Source organism: Sphingomonas sp. SORGH_AS_0870, assembly GCF_031453175.1.
Lineage (GTDB): Bacteria > Pseudomonadota > Alphaproteobacteria > Sphingomonadales > Sphingomonadaceae > Sphingomonas.
Window position 1 is genome coordinate 766,215 of sequence record NZ_JAVIYW010000002.1, and the last position, 14,769, is coordinate 780,983.

General features: G+C 68.6%; 14 protein-coding genes. 9 read left to right on the top strand and 5 right to left on the bottom strand.

Translation table 11 applies throughout. The features are described from left to right. Nucleotides 1-32: 32 nt before the first annotated feature. On the bottom strand, nucleotides 33-812 hold the full coding sequence (locus QE363_RS04160; protein WP_309692216.1) for an SDR family oxidoreductase: 780 nt from the start codon (nucleotides 810-812) through the stop codon (nucleotides 33-35). Between the two features lie 146 nt (nucleotides 813-958). Then, nucleotides 959-1,588: a DUF2238 domain-containing protein gene (locus tag QE363_RS04165; protein WP_309692219.1), complete on the bottom strand. Its 630-nt coding sequence runs from the start codon at nucleotides 1,586-1,588 to the stop codon at nucleotides 959-961. A 103-nt stretch (nucleotides 1,589-1,691) separates the two neighbouring features. Between QE363_RS04165 and QE363_RS04170 the strand changes: the two genes are divergently transcribed. From QE363_RS04170 to QE363_RS04185, 4 genes are all read left to right on the top strand, one after another. Next, nucleotides 1,692-2,435, top strand: a complete 744-nt coding sequence (locus tag QE363_RS04170) for a dienelactone hydrolase family protein (RefSeq protein WP_309692221.1) — start codon at nucleotides 1,692-1,694, stop codon at nucleotides 2,433-2,435. Nucleotides 2,436-2,525: 90 nt separating this feature from the next. Continuing rightward, nucleotides 2,526-3,101 carry a TadE/TadG family type IV pilus assembly protein gene (locus QE363_RS04175; protein ID WP_309692223.1) on the top strand — a complete coding sequence of 192 codons (576 nt, stop codon included), beginning with the start codon at nucleotides 2,526-2,528 and terminating at the stop codon, nucleotides 3,099-3,101. Then, on the top strand, nucleotides 3,098-3,643 hold the full coding sequence (locus QE363_RS04180; protein WP_309692227.1) for a pilus assembly protein: 546 nt from the start codon (nucleotides 3,098-3,100) through the stop codon (nucleotides 3,641-3,643). Before QE363_RS04175 ends, QE363_RS04180 begins: the two co-directional genes overlap by 4 nt. Next, nucleotides 3,640-4,965 carry a pilus assembly protein gene (locus tag QE363_RS04185; RefSeq protein ID WP_309692230.1) on the top strand — a complete coding sequence of 442 codons (1,326 nt, stop codon included), beginning with the start codon at nucleotides 3,640-3,642 and terminating at the stop codon, nucleotides 4,963-4,965. Before QE363_RS04180 ends, QE363_RS04185 begins: the two co-directional genes overlap by 4 nt. Nucleotides 4,966-4,986: 21 nt before the next feature. Here QE363_RS04185 and QE363_RS04190 read toward each other — a convergent pair whose 3' ends face one another. Then, complete coding sequence (locus tag QE363_RS04190; protein ID WP_307102525.1) at nucleotides 4,987-6,771, bottom strand: ABC-F family ATP-binding cassette domain-containing protein; 1,785 nt, start codon at nucleotides 6,769-6,771, stop codon at nucleotides 4,987-4,989. A gap of 119 nt (nucleotides 6,772-6,890) precedes the next feature. On the opposite strand from QE363_RS04190, the gene QE363_RS04195 reads away from it, so the two are divergent. Genes QE363_RS04195 through QE363_RS04205 form a run of 3 tightly spaced genes read left to right on the top strand, consistent with a single transcriptional unit; the run spans nucleotide 6,891 to nucleotide 9,310 of the window. After that, a complete protein-coding gene (locus tag QE363_RS04195; RefSeq protein WP_405053165.1) occupies nucleotides 6,891-7,190 on the top strand; it encodes a hypothetical protein in 300 nt (99 codons plus the stop codon). A 43-nt stretch (nucleotides 7,191-7,233) separates the two neighbouring features. Further along, nucleotides 7,234-7,920, top strand: coding sequence for a response regulator transcription factor (locus QE363_RS04200; protein ID WP_307102529.1), 687 nt, complete (start codon nucleotides 7,234-7,236; stop codon nucleotides 7,918-7,920). Between the two features lie 25 nt (nucleotides 7,921-7,945). Next, a complete protein-coding gene (locus QE363_RS04205; RefSeq protein WP_309692236.1) occupies nucleotides 7,946-9,310 on the top strand; it encodes an ATP-binding protein in 1,365 nt (454 codons plus the stop codon). A gap of 221 nt (nucleotides 9,311-9,531) precedes the next feature. Here the strand turns inward: QE363_RS04205 and QE363_RS04210 are convergent, their stop codons facing one another. Then, the gene (locus tag QE363_RS04210) at nucleotides 9,532-10,533 is read right to left on the bottom strand and encodes an LLM class flavin-dependent oxidoreductase (protein WP_309692239.1); all 1,002 of its coding nucleotides are present in this window, start codon (nucleotides 10,531-10,533) and stop codon (nucleotides 9,532-9,534) included. Nucleotides 10,534-10,582: 49 nt separating this feature from the next. Further along, nucleotides 10,583-12,859 (bottom strand): S8 family peptidase, encoded by a 2,277-nt coding sequence (locus tag QE363_RS04215; RefSeq protein WP_309692240.1) that lies wholly within the window; start codon nucleotides 12,857-12,859, stop codon nucleotides 10,583-10,585. 105 nt (nucleotides 12,860-12,964) lie between these two features. On the opposite strand from QE363_RS04215, the gene QE363_RS04220 reads away from it, so the two are divergent. After that, nucleotides 12,965-13,627, top strand: coding sequence for a pyrimidine 5'-nucleotidase (locus QE363_RS04220; RefSeq protein WP_307102540.1), 663 nt, complete (start codon nucleotides 12,965-12,967; stop codon nucleotides 13,625-13,627). A gap of 2 nt (nucleotides 13,628-13,629) precedes the next feature. Further along, nucleotides 13,630-14,457 carry a 2,3,4,5-tetrahydropyridine-2,6-dicarboxylate N-succinyltransferase gene (gene dapD, locus QE363_RS04225; protein ID WP_307102542.1) on the top strand — a complete coding sequence of 276 codons (828 nt, stop codon included), beginning with the start codon at nucleotides 13,630-13,632 and terminating at the stop codon, nucleotides 14,455-14,457. Nucleotides 14,458-14,769: the final 312 nt, after the last annotated feature.

Below are 14,769 nucleotides of genomic sequence, written 5' to 3' on the forward strand. Positions count from 1 at the left end.
CCTATCGGCCGAAACCGCCCGACGCCATAGGCTTAGCCCGGGCTCGCCGCCGATCCCGCGAGCAGCCCGCCATCGATGTTGAACTCCGCGCCGGTGACATAGGTCGCCTCGTCCGAGGCCAGCATCACCGCGATCGCCGCGACCTCGTCGGGTTCGCCGAAGCGTTTCAGCGGGGTATCGGCGACCAGCGCCGCCATGCGCGCCGCGCGGTCGGGCCCGTCACCCAGCATCGGTTCCCAGATCGGGGTCAGGATCGCGGCCGGGTGGATCGTATTGCAGCGGATCGTCCAGCCCTGCTGCGCGCAATAGAGCGCGACCGTCTTGCTGTGGTTGCGGATCGCCGCCTTGGACGAGGCATAGGCCGCCGCCGCCGGAATCCCGACCAGCCCGGAGCGCGACGAGATGTTGATGATCGATCCGCTGCCCTTCGCCTTCATCGCGCCGATGGCATAGCGACAGCCCAGGAAGGTGCCGTCCAGATTGACCCGGTGCACCGCGCGCCAGTCGGCCAGCGTGGCATGTTCGGGGTCGTGCGCGACGGGCCCTTCCTCGAACCCGGTGATCCCGGCATTGTTGACCATGACATCGACCAGCGGGACCGTGTCGGCGAGGCGCGTCCAGTCGGCTTCCTCGGCGACGTCCAGCGGTTCGAAACGACAGCCGAGCGCGTCGGCGGCGGCCCGGCCGGTGTCGGTATCGCGGTCGGTCAGGATGACGGTCGCGCCTTCCGCGTGGAAGCGCCGGGCGATGGCATGGCCGATCCCGCGCGCGGCGCCGGTGACGACGCACGTCTTGTTCTGCAAGCGTGGCATGGATTGTCTCGAAATTCAAAAGGGGCAGGCGGAGCGGCGGGTGCCGTCCGGGAAGACCTGTGCCGCGTCAGCGGTGCCGCTGGATCATTTCGAAAACTCCCGTTCGATAACGTCTTCTAACACGAATGGCGCGGGTCATCACCCCTTCAGCGCTTCCATCGAATCAACTGCCGGTCGTGCAGCCGCGACAGGGTCAGCAGCGCGGTCGCCGCGCCGATCAGGCACATCAGCATGTCCCATTGCGTGTCCCAGACATCGCCCTGCGTGCCCAGAAACGCCTCCGCCCCCTGGCCCAGCATCCACGCGGCGGCGAATTCGATCAGCTCATAGGTGGCGCTGACCGCCAGGCAGCAGGCGAGGACGAGAAAGGTCGTCAGCCCGCCGCGCGGCAACCCGCCCCGCCGGATCAGCGCCTCGCGAAACACGATGGCGGGCACGAAGCCCTGCGCGAAATGGCCCAGCCGGTCATAGGGATTGCGCGCCAGATGCAGCCAGTCCTGAACCCAGGCCCCGGCGGGCACCCGCGCATAGCTATAGGCCCCGCCCAGCATCAGGATCAGCCCGTGCAACCCGACCAGCGCCAGCGCCAGTCCGGTCCAGGCAAAGCGCCGCCGCGTCGCCCAGAGGATCGGCAGCAGGATCAGCACCGGTGCGACCTCCATCGCCCAGGTCGCCCGGTCGAACGGTCGCCACCCCGATGCGACCAGCGCCGCCGCCCAGATCAGGGTCAGCAGCACCAGCCGCCGGTCGTCGCGCTTCCATCGGTCCCGTTGCATGCGCCGACGATAGCGGCGTGGCGACCCCATGCAACGCCCGCACCGGATTGCCGGGGGCGCTCGCGGGTGCCAAGGACGCCGCGGACAACAGAAGGGACCGGCGATGATCGTGCGCGGCGATGAGTTTCAGGATGTCGAGGTGCCGGGCAGCGGCGCGATGCGGGTCCACCTGATCCGCCCGGCGGTCGAGGGGCGCTTTCCCGCCATCCTGCTGTTTTCCGAAATCTATCAGGTGACCGCGCCGATCCGGCGGCTGGCGACGATGCTGGCGGGGCAGGGCTATGTCGTCGGCATCCCCGAGGTCTATCACGAATATGAGCCCGCCGGCACGGTGCTGGCCTATGACAAGCCGGGCACCGATCGCGGCAACGACCTGAAATTCACCAAGCCGGTCGCGGCCTATGACGCCGATGCGACGGCGGCGCTGACCGCACTGGCGGCGCATCCGGCGTGCAACGGGCGGCTGGGCACGTTCGGTGTGTGCCTGGGCGGGCATCTGGCCTATCGCGCCGCGCTCGACCCGCGCGTCTCGGCGGCGGCGTGCTTCTATGCCACCGACATCCATTCGGGCACGCTGGGCGAGGGGCGCAGCGACGACAGCCTGGCGCGGATGGACGACCTAAAGGCCGAGGCGATGTTCGTCTGGGGGCGGCAGGACCCGCATGTCCCCTATGCCGGACGCGAGGCGATCCGCGCCCGGCTGGAAGCGGTCGGCGCCCGCTATGAATGGCATGAGGTGAACGGCCAGCACGCCTTTCTGCGCGACGAGGGGCCGCGCTACGACCCCGCATTGTTCCTCCAGGCGATGCAATGGACCCTGGCGCTCTATGCGCGGGCGCTGCGTTGATCGTCCTTCGGTATCATCCCGAAATCGCGGCATATTTGCGGATGTTTAACCCTTTGTGACCGATATGGGCGGAAACGAGACCGCCCTTCCATGATCCTTCGTCCCCCCTCGCTTCGTCGCGCACGCGCCCGGCGCTCGGTCCTGAGCGATCGGCGGGGGGCTGCGATCGTCGAATTCGCGCTGGTCGCGGCGCCGTTCCTCGCGCTGCTGCTGGCGATCCTGCAGACCAGCCTCGCCTATCTGGCGCAGGAATCGCTCGAAACCGCGGTCGAGGTCGCGGCGCGCGGCATCGTGACCGGGCAGACCCAGTCGGCGGACATCAAGTCCCTGGCGCAGGGGATGACCCAGGCGCAGCTCGCCGAGCGGTTTCGCAAGTCGGGCTGTGCGCAACTGCCCATCTTCCTGTCCTGCTCGCGTCTCTATGTCGATGTGAAGAGCGCGCCCGGCGGCGGGCTGGCCATCGCGCCGCTGGATCTGCGTCTCGATGCCAATGGCAAATTGTCCGCGCCGCTGTCCTATAGCCTGGGCGAGCAGGGGGCGGTCGTGATCGTGCGGTTCGTCTATGTGTGGCCGATGCGGATCACGCCGCAGCCCGATCTGAGCGGCAATGCCGGTTCGTCGATCCTGATGGCGACATCGGTGTCCAAGTCGGAACCCTATACGTGAGGCGGCATGTCCTGCCGACGATGCGAGGCGACGCGCGCGGGGTCGCCCTCGTCGAATTCGCGCTGATCCTGCCGGTGATGCTGTTGCTCTATCTGGGCGGCGTCCAGCTTCAGGACGGGATCGCCTGCAATCGCAAGGTGACGATCGCCACCCGCGCGGCGGCCGACCTGATCGCGCAGAACACGACCGGCATCATGTCGGCCGCCGAGATCCAGGACAATCTGGTCGCGGCCGCGCAGGTGCTGCAACCCTATGCCGCGGACAAGGCGCGCTTCCGGATCACCGAGATCGCGACCGATGCCCGCGGTAATACGACCGTGCAGTGGAGCCGGGGACTGAACACAACCGGCTATGCCGTCGGCACCACCCTTGCGGTTCCGGCCGCGATGCGCGGTGCAGGCACCTATTTCCTGCTCGCCGAGGTCAGCTACGCCTATTCCCCTCCGGTATCGTTCGGCACCATCGGTCCGATGACCTTCCAGGATCGTCTGTTCATGGTGCCGCGCAATACCGACAAGATCGATTGTTCGAACTGCCAATGATCCGTCGCATCCTGTCCGTCCGCCTGCTTCGCGCGGCGCTTCGCCATCGTCGCGGGAACGTGATGATGCTGTTCGCCCTGGCCCTGCCGGTGCTGACCTTCGCCATCGGTATGGGGGTCGACTATGCGCGCGCGATGAAGGCCCAGACCAAGCTCAACGCGATCGCCGATGCGGCGGCGCTCTCGGCGGTCAGCAAGGCCAAGCTGGGCGTCAGCGACAGCGATGCGGCGGCCTATGCGGCCCAGGTCTTCCAGGCGCAGGCCAAGGGCGTCGGCGGGGAGGGGGCGATCCAGGTCACCGGACTGACCGTGCAGGCGCCCACCGACGCCAACGGACGGCGCAACGCCACGGTCAGATACACCGCCACATCCTCGAACGCCTTCGCCCAGATATTGGGGCTCAAGACCCTGCCCATATCGGGCCTGTCGGCCACCACCAACGCGGTGGCGCCGGATATCGACTTCTACATGGTGCTGGATGTCTCGGCCTCGATGGCGCTGCCGACGACCTCGGCGGGGCTGGCCAAGGTGGCGCAGAGCAACAGCCAGGGCTGCAAATTCGCCTGTCATTCCCAGGCCGATCAGACCGGGCGCGATGCGAACGGCAGGATAACGGACCTGTACGGGGTCGCGACATCCTATGGCCTGACCCTGCGCATCGACGACGAGGGCACCGCCCTGTCGCGCCTGAGCACCAATATCCGCAGTGCGTCGAGCAAGAACGGCGCGGCATATCGGGCGGCGGTGGTGACCTTTCGCGGCAAGGGCGGCATCACCGTTCTGACGAAGCGGACACCGGACATGACGATCGTGGCCAGCAAGGCCAAGACGCTGAAGGTGCCGCTATACTATACCAACAACTGCCCGACCCGCGCCTGCGATCCGGACGAGGTCGGCTTTGGCGACAGGGACTCGGCGCATAGCGACATCCTGAGTTGGATGCGCGACAATATGGAAACGCCGGGCAGCGGCACCGACAACCAGGCTCCGCAGGGCGTGATGTTCATCGTCACCGACGGCATGCGGGACGAGGCCCGCACCAATGGCCGACCCGAGGTGGCGATCGACACGACGCTTTGCGATGCGATCAAGGCCCGCAACATCCGTATCGCGGTTCTCTATACCGAGTATCTGCGCGAAGCGATGGACAACCACAGCTGGTCCCAGAAGAATGTCGCGCCCTATCTGTACCAAGTCGAACCGGCGTTGCAGAAATGCGCTTCGCCCGGCCTGTATACTAAGGTTACGACCGACCAGGATATCTTCGCCGCCATGGACGGCCTGTTCCAGAGCGCCGTCGCGACCGCGCGCATCACCCGGTAGGATGCGCGCGGGGGCGCGGGGTCAGCCCGCCAGCGCCTCGACCTGTTCGGCCAGCTCCAGCCAGCGCATCTCGGCCGCGTCCTTTTCCTCCCTCGCCTTTTCGATCGCCTTCATCAGCCGGTCGAACTGGGCGGGGTCCTTGGCATAGAGATCGGGGTCGGCCAGCTTCACCTCGTCGCGCGCGATGGCCGCTTCCAGCTCTTCGATCCGCTTGGGCAGCAGCTCGTAATCGCGCTGGTCCTTGTAGCTGAGCTTGGTCTTGGCCTGGACCGGCGCGGGGGATGCCGGGGCGGCGGCCTTGGCCGGAGCCTTCTTCTCCGCGACCGGCTTGCGCTTGGCGACCCAGTCGGCATAGCCGCCCGCCACCACATCGACCGTCCCCGATCCGTCCAGCCCCAGCGTCACCGTGACGGTGCGGTCGAGGAAGTCGCGGTCGTGGCTGACGATCAGGACGGTGCCGTCATAATCGCCGATCACCTCCTGCAACAGGTCGAGCGTCTCGAGGTCGAGATCGTTGGTCGGTTCGTCGAGCACCAGCAGGTTGGATTCGCGCGCAAATTCGCGGGCGAGCAGCAGGCGCGACCGCTCGCCGCCCGACAGCGTCCCGATCTTTGCCTCGGCCAGCGAGGGGTCGAACAGGAACTCCTTGAGATAGCCATGGATGTGCTTGCGCACTCCGCGCACGTCGATCCAGTCGCCGCCGTCCGCCAGCACCTCGCGCACCCGCTTTTCGGGCGCCATCAGCTTGCGTTGCTGGTCGATGATGACGCCGTCCAGCGTCTTGGCCAGGAACACCGTGCCTTCGTCGGGCTCGATCTCGCCGGTCAGCAGCTTGAGCAGGGTGGTCTTGCCCGCGCCGTTCGCCCCGACCAGGCCGATCCGGTCGCCGCGCGTCACCTTCAGGCTCAGGTCCTTGATGATCGTGCGGTCGCCGTAGCGCTTGGTGACATGCTCGGCCTTGATGACCTCCTTGGTCTTCACATCGTCCGACGCGATGCCCAGCTTCGCCGCGCCCTGCGGCCCGATCATCGCGGCGCGGGTGGCGCGCATCTGGTGCAGCTTTTCCAGACGGCCCTGGTTGCGCTTGCGCCGCGCGGTGACGCCGCGGTGGAGCCAATGCTCCTCGATCTTCAGCTTGGCGTCCAGCTTCTCGGCGGCGCGCTGTTCCTCGGCATAGACCTGTTCGGTCCACGCATCGAAGCCGCCGAAGCCGACCTCGTTGCGCCGCATCTGCCCGCGATCCAGCCACAGCGTCGACTTGGTCAGCCGGGTCAGGAAGGTGCGGTCATGGCTGATGACGACGAACGCGCCGGTGAAGCGCTTCAGCCAATCCTCCAGCCATTCGATCGCGGCGAGGTCGAGATGGTTGGTCGGCTCGTCGAGCAGCAGCACGTCGGGGTTCATCGCCAGCGCGCGGACGATCGCGGCGCGCCGCTTCTCGCCGCCGCTGGCGGTCGCGGCCTCGCGGGTCAGGTCGATGCCCAGCTGTCCGGCGATCGCCTCGGCCTCATAGCTTTCCGGCGCGCCCTCGCCCGACAGGACATAGTCCATCAACGTGGCGCAGCCGGTCAGGTCGGGGTCTTGTTCGAGATAAACGACATGGGTGCCGGGCACGATCATACGCCGCCCCTCGTCCGAATCGATGATCCCGGCGATCAGCTTGAGGAGCGTCGATTTGCCCGCCCCGTTACGCCCGATCAGCGCCAGCCGGTCGCGCGGACCGATATGGATGTCGAGATGCCGGAAGAGCCAGCCCGAGCCTTGCACAAGGCCCAGGTCTTCATAGGAAAGAACGGGTGCTGCCATGATGGATTGGCAGTTAGGCGTGAAGGGGGAACCCGGCAAGCGCTCCATGCGCTGTCGCACGGCTGCATGATCCATTCAGAGGCTGTTCAACGGTTTCCCGCTATGCCAGTTTCATGTCGATGACCGTCCTTCTGGCTCTGCTCGCCGCACCGATGGGTCCGCCGCCGATAATCGGGTCGCCCCCCGATCAACGTCGCGGCGACCAGATGCGCGCGGCCCAGGCCCGCCGGGAAGGCAATTTGTCGCTGCGCGAGATCGAGGCGCGGGTGGTGCCCACCATGCGCGATTCGCAATATATCGGCTTCGACTATGATGCCGGCGCGGCCATTTACACGCTGAAGTTCCTGCGCAATGGCACGGTCATCTGGGTGGAGGTCGACGGTCGCACCGGCCGCGTCATCGGCCGGACCGACGGGTGAGCGCGACCCCCGCCGGCTGCAATCGAACAACAGGAGTTTTGCGATGCGCGTTCTGATCGTCGAGGACGAGCCCAATCTCGGCCAGCAGTTGAAGTCCACGCTGGAGGGCGCGGGCTATGCCATCGACCTGGCCACCGATGGCGAGGAGGGGCATTTCCTGGGTTCGACCGAAAGCTATGACGCGATCGTGCTCGACCTGGGCCTGCCCGAGATTGACGGGCTGACCGTGCTCGACCGCTGGCGCAAGGAGGGCAAGACCATGCCCGTCCTCGTCCTGACCGCGCGCGACAGCTGGTCGGACAAGGTCGCCGGGCTCGATGCGGGCGCGGACGACTATGTCGCCAAGCCGTTCCAGACCGAGGAGCTGATCGCCCGTCTGCGCGCGCTGATCCGGCGCGCCAGCGGCAATGCCTCGTCCGAGCTGACCGCCGGTGACGTCCGCCTCGACACCCGCTCGGGCAAGGTCACGCGCGCGGGCGAGCCGGTGAAGCTGACCGCGCAGGAATATAAGCTGCTGTCCTATCTGCTCCATCACAAGGGCAAGGTGGTCAGCCGCACCGAGCTGATCGAACATATCTACGACCAGGATTTCGACCGCGATTCGAACACGATCGAGGTGTTCGTGACGCGCATCCGCAAGAAGCTGGGCCAGGATGTGATCACCACCATTCGCGGCCTGGGCTACAGCCTGGACGATCCGGCGGCCGGGTCGGCGGGCGCGGCGGCCTGACCGGCGGCCGCACCGGGACATTGCCATGAAGGACGGTGCCACCCTGCGCCCGACACGGCGCACCGGATCGCTGTCGCGCCGCATGATCCTGATCGCGGCCGGGTGGATCACGGTCCTGCTGGCGGGCGGCGGCTTCGCGCTCGATCGGGTGCTGGTGTCGGCGGTGACCCAGAATTTCGACGACCGGCTGGCCTATGTGCTGCGCTCGCTGCTGGTCTCAGCCGAAATCCAGCAGGGCGAGGTGTGGTTCAGCCGCGAGCCCGCCGACCAGGCGTTCCTGGAACCGGGCTCGGGCGTCTATTGGCAGGTGTCGGCACCGGGGCGCGAGGCGTTTCCCTCGCGATCCCTGTGGGACCGGCAGCTGGCCTATGGCACGCCGCACAACGACGACAGCATCCACACCTATAACAGCGACCAGTTCCCCGAGGAAAAGCTGCGCATCGTCGAACGGGATGTGAAGCTGCCCGGATCGGAGGTGCGCTGGCGGTTCCAGGTCGCGCAGAGCCGCCAGGGGCTGGACGCGCAGATCGCCGCGCTCCGGCGGACGCTGGTGCGCAGCTTCGCGCTGCTGGCGGTCGGCCTCCTTCTGATGGCGGCGATCCAGACCTTCTACGGCCTCTATCCGCTACGCCGGGTGCGCGAGGATATCGCGGCGATGCGCGCCGGGCGGGCGGACCGGATTTCCGACGCCATGCCCGACGAGGTCGCGCCGCTGGTCGAGGAACTCAACGCGCTGGTCGAGCATAACGAGAAGCAGGCCGAGGAGGCGCGGCGGCATGCGGGCAATCTGGCGCATGCGCTCAAGACCCCGCTGACCGTCATCATGAACGCCGCCACCGCGCATGCCGACGATCTGGCCGAGACGGTCATCCGCGAGGCGCGGACGATGCGGCGGCAGGTCGACCACCATCTGGCGCGCGCCCGCGCAGTCGGGCGGCGCGGCTCGGCGCACAGCCGGGCGGAGGTCTGGCCCAGCCTGCAATCGGTCGAGCGCGCGGTCGGCCGCCTCTATCGCCACGCCCGGATCGATGTCGATGGGCCGAAGGACCTGGTCGTCCATGTCGAGCGCCAGGACCTGGACGAGATGCTGGGCAATCTGGTCGAGAACGCGGCCAAATATGGCGGCGGCAGCGTTTTCGTGACGGTGGCCGCGCAGGCGGGCTTCGTCGAGATACTGGTCGAGGACGACGGCACCGGCATCCCCGAAAGCGAACGCGTCCGCATCTTCGATCGCGGCGTCCGGCTGGACACCGGCAAGCCCGGCACGGGACTGGGCCTCGCCATCGTGCGCGACGTGGCGGAGATTTACGGCGGCACCGTATCGCTGGAGGAGAGCGAGGACCTGGGCGGCCTGCTGGTGCGGCTCAGGCTTCCGGCGGCGGTGGGCTGATTTCGGTTCGCGCGAAGGCGCGATGCCGCGAAGAGAAGAAGATGGGTTCGCGCAGAGGCGCGGAGAACGCGGAGGTGGCCCGCCCGGGGCGAGTATATTCCTCATCCCTCGGCCAAGATGGGCTTGCATCCGGTTCGGCAAGCCAAGCACCTCTGCGCCCTCCGCGCCTCCGCGCGAACAAAAAATCTTCGCGTCATCGCGCCTTCGCGTGAATCAACGAATCAGGCCGCCACCGTCTCCAACGCATCCATCGCCCGCGCCGCGATCCCGATGGACCGTTTGCGCGCCTCGTGGTCGAAGATCGAACTGACCACCATCACCTCGTCCACCTTGGTCCGCTCGACAAAGGCGGCGAGCTGCCGTTCCACGGTCGCGGGCGCGCCGATCGCCGAGCAGGACAGGACATGGTCCAGGATCGCGGCCCCCTGCGCGCCGAGGCTCTCGCGATAGCCGGGGACGGGCGGGGGCAGCTTGCCCGGGTTGCCGGTGCGCAGCGCGACAAAGGCCTGTTGCTGCGAACTCGCTAGCAATTCCGCCTCTTCGTCGGTGTCGGCGGCGAAGACGTTGAACCCCGCCATCGCATGGGGCTTGTCGAGCACCGCCGACGGCCGGAAGTCGCGGCGATAAATGGCCAGCGCGTCGTCCAGCGCGTCGGGCGCGAAGTGCGAGGCGAAGGCATAGGGCAGGCCGAGCGCGGCGGCGAGCTGCGCGCCGTAAAGGCTCGATCCCAGAATCCACATTTGCGGCCGCGCGCCCGCACCGGGCGTGGCGACGATGCCGGTCTGGCCGTCATCCGCGAAATAGCTTTGCAGCTCCATCACGTCGCGCGGGAAGCCATTGGGATCGCTGTCCAGCGTCCGGCGCAGCGCGCGCGCGACGCGCTGGTCCGATCCGGGCGCGCGGCCCAGCCCCAGGTCGATCCGGCCGGGGAACAGCGCATCGAGCGTCCCGAACTGCTCGGCGATGGTCAGCGGGGCATGGTTGGGCAGCATGATGCCGCCCGCTCCGATGCGGATCGTCTTGGTCGCCTGCCCGACATGCGCCAGCACGACGGCGGTCGCGGCCGAGGCGATGCCCGCCATGCCGTGATGCTCGGCGGTCCAGTATCGGTGATAGCCGTTCGCCTCGGCATGAGCGGCCAGGTCGGCGGCATTGGCCAGCGCCTGCGCCACGGTGCCGCCCTGAATGACGGGCACCAGATCGAGCAAGGAATAACGTGTCATAAGAGCAAGATGGGGGTGGCGCGCGCCCTTCGCCAGCCAAGACCGGGTATCAGAAGGTCAAGCCATACTTCACCGCGGCCCCGCGCTCGTCGGGCAGGGCGGCGATCTGTCCCGGATCGTGCCGCCAGAACAGATGGGTGGACAGCTCGCCCGCGCCCAGCGGCACGGCATGGCGCGCCTCGATCAGCGTCTCGCGCCCGGTCGGCGCCAGCGCCAGTCGCTGCGTGGTCCAGCCGTCGACCTGCCCGGCGGCATAATCCCAATGCGCCGGGAGCCGCAGGTCGAGCCCGCCGCCGGTGACGCGCAGCGGTTGCGACAGCCGCACGTCCAGCCGGTCGCCGCCGAACAGGCCGCGCTTGCCCACCTCGACCGACCAGGACCGGCTGACCAGCAGCCCGCCGCCCATGCCGCCGAACGCGTCGGTCCAGCCCCGGCGCCAATGCCCCGCCAGCGTCCAGCCGCCATCGCTTTGCCAGCGCGCGGCGGCATCGGCGAACCAGCTGGTCGCGCGCGGTTGCCCCAGCGCGCCGCCGAACCAGCCGCCCAGCACCGTCGACCGCTCGGCCAGCCGGGTCAGGCCCAGCGTCGTCGCGATCGCCCCGACGCGCCGGTCGAGCCCCAGTGCCATCTGGTCGTAGCGCGGCGGCGTCATCCCCGGCACGGCGGCGGCGAAGCGGCCATTCTCGGCCGACAGGCTGATGCCGAGCGCGCCCAGCCGCTGGCGCAGCGCCGCCGAGGTGCGCGGTGCCCGGTCGATGCCGAAGCCCGGATCGGTCAGCAGGAAGCCCGGCCCCGCCTGTCCGGTCCACCCGGCCAACAGCGCGTCGGCACCGCTGGCAAAGCCGAAGCCGATGGCGGTGTCTGGCGCCAGTGCCTGGGTCATCGTGCCCGCGACGATCCGGCGACCGGCGGGGGGCGCGTCGGAGGGGACGATGGCGCGCAGCCGCGCCTCGCCCGCCGTGGTGATCGCGCTGGTGACCGCGATCGTGCGGACGCCATCGGAGAGGCTCGCGCCTTCGATTCGGCCGAGCAGGCTGGGGGCGAGCAGCGCGCGCGGCGCGGCGCGTGCCACCGTGCCCGACAGATCGAGCTGATAGGCGCGCGCATAGCCGTCGAGCGCGACCATGCGCAGCCCCGCGACGGCCGCGTCGCCCATGGCAGGGGACAGGCGTGCATTGACCGACAGCGAGACGGCGGCCCCGGCCGCTCCCGTGCCAGCCACGTTCAACGCACCGATCGGCTGGAAGGCGTTGGTCAGGTCCAGCGTCCCCCGGCCATAGACGCCGTCGCTGCCCGCCGATCCCGTGTCGCGCGCGGTGCGCAGCAACAGCTCGACGATCTGCGCGGCGGTCAGGTTGGGAAAGGCCTGGGCCAGCAGCGCGGCGGCGCCGCTGATCTGGGGCGCGGCGAAGGAGGTGCCCGACCACAGCTTGCGCGTGCCGGTCTGGTCGGGTGCCTCGACCATCTCGCCCAGCGCGGTCAGGTAATGCGCGGCGGACTGGCCCGCGCGGTTGCTGAAGTTGGAGATGACGCCGCTGGCATTGACCGACCCGGCGATGATGACCTGGCCGCGCGCGACACTGGCATCGTTGGCGATCTGGGCCAGCGCGGTGGGATCGGCCTCGCCGTCATTGCCCGCCGCGATCACCACGACCATCCCCGCCGCCGTCGCGCGGCCGATCGCGGCGGTCAGGCTGGCGGGCGGAGTCTCGTTGGCGCCCAGCGAGATGTTGACCACCTTCGCGCCCGATTGTCGCGCCACGTCCAGCCCGCGCGTGATCGCATCGAGCGGAAAGGCGCAACCGCTGCCCGCATCGCCCCCGGCGGTGCTGGAGCAGCTGCCGGGCCGGTCGGCGCGCAGGACCACCAGTGTCGCGTCGAACGCGACCCCCTGCGCCCGGACGCCGTCGCGCCCCCCTGCGGCGGTGAAGGCGACGGCGGTGCCGTGCCCGTCCTCGTCGGTGATGCCGCGCGTTCCAGCGACATCCGAGGAGGCGCTGGCGATTCGCCCGGCGAATAGCGCGTTTGTCGTGTCGATCCCCGAATCGATGATGCCGAGCGCGACGCCCTTGCCGGTCGCCCCGCGCTGATAGGCGGCCAGCGCGTTCATCGCGACCGCCCCCGTCGTCGCGCGATACCCGGCGGTGTCGTAATTGGGGATCGGGGTGGGCGTCGGTGTCGGCGTGGGGCTGGGCGTCGGCGTGACCATGGGCGGCGTCGGTGTCGGCTGGATGCCCGATCCGGCCCCGCCGCACGCGCCGAGCGTCAGGCTGGTCGCCAGCACCGTCGCAATGCCGGTCATGCCCCGCAGGCGCTCGATCCTCACATATCCCCCTTCGTCCGACCCCGTGTGCGATCCTTATCGCCGATCCTGCATCCTGACGAGCCCGGCGGCTTGCGGCGAGGCGACGGCCCGCCTACACGCCCGACCATGCTGCCCGCCCTTGCCCATATCGACGCATGGATCTTCGATCTGGACAATACGCTGTATCCGGCGAGCGCCAATCTGTTCGCGCATATCGACCGGCGGATGACCGCGTTCGTCGGCGAGCTGCTGGGCCTGGACCCCGCCGAGGCGTTTCGCGTGCAGAAGGAATATTTCCACGCGCACGGCACCACGCTGGCCGGGCTGATGGCCGAGCATGACGTCGATCCCGCCGCCTTCCTCGCCTATGTCCACGATATCGAGATGGACGTGCTGGAACAGGACGCGCCGCTCGCCGCCGCGCTGGCGAAGCTGCCGGGGCGCAAGCTGGTCTTCACCAATGGCGACAAGCCCTATGCGCTGAAGGTCCTCGACCGGCTGGGGCTGGGCGAGCATTTCGAGGCGGTGCACGACATCACCGCCATGGGCCTGGTCCCCAAGCCGCAGCCGTCCGCCTATGCGGGGCTGTGCGCGGCGTTCGACATCGACCCGACCCGCGCCATCTTCTTCGAGGACATGGCGCGCAACCTGATCCCCGCCAAGGCGATCGGGATGACGACCGTGTGGGTCGACAACGGCTCCGAACAGGGGCCCGAGGCCGCCCGCGACCATATCGACTATACCGTCCACGCGCTGACGCCGTGGCTGACGAGCATATTGGAGGACTGACGATGGCTCACGAACTGGCCGCCACCATCGATGCCGCCTGGGAAAACCGGGCCGAGCTGGGTTTCGCCACGCAAGGCGAGGCGCGGATCGCCGTCGACCGCGCGCTGGCGCTGCTCGACCGGGGCGAGGCGCGCGTCGCCGAGCCCGACGGGAATGGCGGCTGGACGGTCAACCAGTGGCTGAAAAAGGCGGTGCTGCTGTCGTTCCGCCTCAACGACAATGTCCTGATCGACAACGGTCCCGGTGCGGGCCACTGGTTCGACAAGGTGCCCTCGAAGTTCAGCGGCTGGTCGGAGGCCGAATTCCGCGCCGCCGGTTTCCGCGCGGTGCCCGGCTCGGTCGTGCGGCGCGGCGCGCATGTCGCCAAGGGCGCGATCCTGATGCCCAGCTTCGTCAATATCGGCGCCTATGTCGGTGAGGGCACGATGGTCGACACCTGGGCGACGGTGGGCAGCTGCGCGCAGATCGGCAAGAATGTCCATCTGTCGGGCGGGGCAGGCATCGGCGGCGTGCTCGAGCCGCTCCAGGCGGGTCCCGTCATCATCGAGGACGGCGCGTTCATCGGCGCGCGCGCCGAGGTGGCCGAGGGCGTTCGCGTCGGCGAGGGCGCGGTGCTGTCGATGGGCGTGTATCTGGGCGCCTCGACCAAGATCATCGACCGCGAGACGGGCGAAGTCTTCCGCGGCCATGTGCCGCCCTATTCGGTCGTCGTTCCGGGCACGACCCCGTCGGTCGACGGCAAGCCGGGGCTGTACTGCGCGGTGATCGTCAAGCGCGTCGATGCGCAGACGCGGTCCAAGACCAGCATCAACGACCTGCTGCGCGACTAAACGCGCCGGACGCGCGATCCTTGGCACGCCCCTCCCGCAGGCGGGAGGGGATGGGGGAGGGCCTGGCCACAGGCGATGGTCTTTGTGAGACTCGATGTCCTCTCCAAACCCCTCCCGCCTGCGGGAGGGGCTTATCGCTCACGCGAAGCCGCGAAGTCGCAAAGAAGAATGGGTTTCGCGCGGAGGCGCGGAGGACGCAGAGGTGTTGTACCGGACGGCAGCCTTCATCCGGCCTCTCCGGCCTGAGGCGAAAAGAGGACGGTCGCCCGAAGCGATACCCCTCCGCGCCTCCGCGCCTCCGCGCGAACAAAA

Bases quoted from the DNA above. Each gene is read 5' to 3' on its own strand.
- QE363_RS04200 (WP_307102529.1), top strand. From the start codon at position 7,234: ATGCGCGTTCTGATCGTCGAGGACGAGCCCAATCTCGGCCAGCAGTTG.
- QE363_RS04170 (WP_309692221.1), top strand. From the start codon at position 1,692: ATGATCGTGCGCGGCGATGAGTTTCAGGATGTCGAGGTGCCGGGCAGC.
- QE363_RS04185 (WP_309692230.1), top strand. From the start codon at position 3,640: ATGATCCGTCGCATCCTGTCCGTCCGCCTGCTTCGCGCGGCGCTTCGC.
- dapD (WP_307102542.1), top strand. From the start codon at position 13,630: ATGGCTCACGAACTGGCCGCCACCATCGATGCCGCCTGGGAAAACCGG.
- QE363_RS04165 (WP_309692219.1), bottom strand. From the start codon at position 1,588: ATGCAACGGGACCGATGGAAGCGCGACGACCGGCGGCTGGTGCTGCTG.
- QE363_RS04175 (WP_309692223.1), top strand. From the start codon at position 2,526: ATGATCCTTCGTCCCCCCTCGCTTCGTCGCGCACGCGCCCGGCGCTCG.
- QE363_RS04210 (WP_309692239.1), bottom strand. From the start codon at position 10,533: ATGACACGTTATTCCTTGCTCGATCTGGTGCCCGTCATTCAGGGCGGC.
- QE363_RS04190 (WP_307102525.1), bottom strand. From the start codon at position 6,771: ATGGCAGCACCCGTTCTTTCCTATGAAGACCTGGGCCTTGTGCAAGGC.
- QE363_RS04195 (WP_405053165.1), top strand. From the start codon at position 6,891: ATGACCGTCCTTCTGGCTCTGCTCGCCGCACCGATGGGTCCGCCGCCG.
- QE363_RS04205 (WP_309692236.1), top strand. From the start codon at position 7,946: ATGAAGGACGGTGCCACCCTGCGCCCGACACGGCGCACCGGATCGCTG.
- QE363_RS04220 (WP_307102540.1), top strand. From the start codon at position 12,965: ATGCTGCCCGCCCTTGCCCATATCGACGCATGGATCTTCGATCTGGAC.
- QE363_RS04160 (WP_309692216.1), bottom strand. From the start codon at position 812: ATGCCACGCTTGCAGAACAAGACGTGCGTCGTCACCGGCGCCGCGCGC.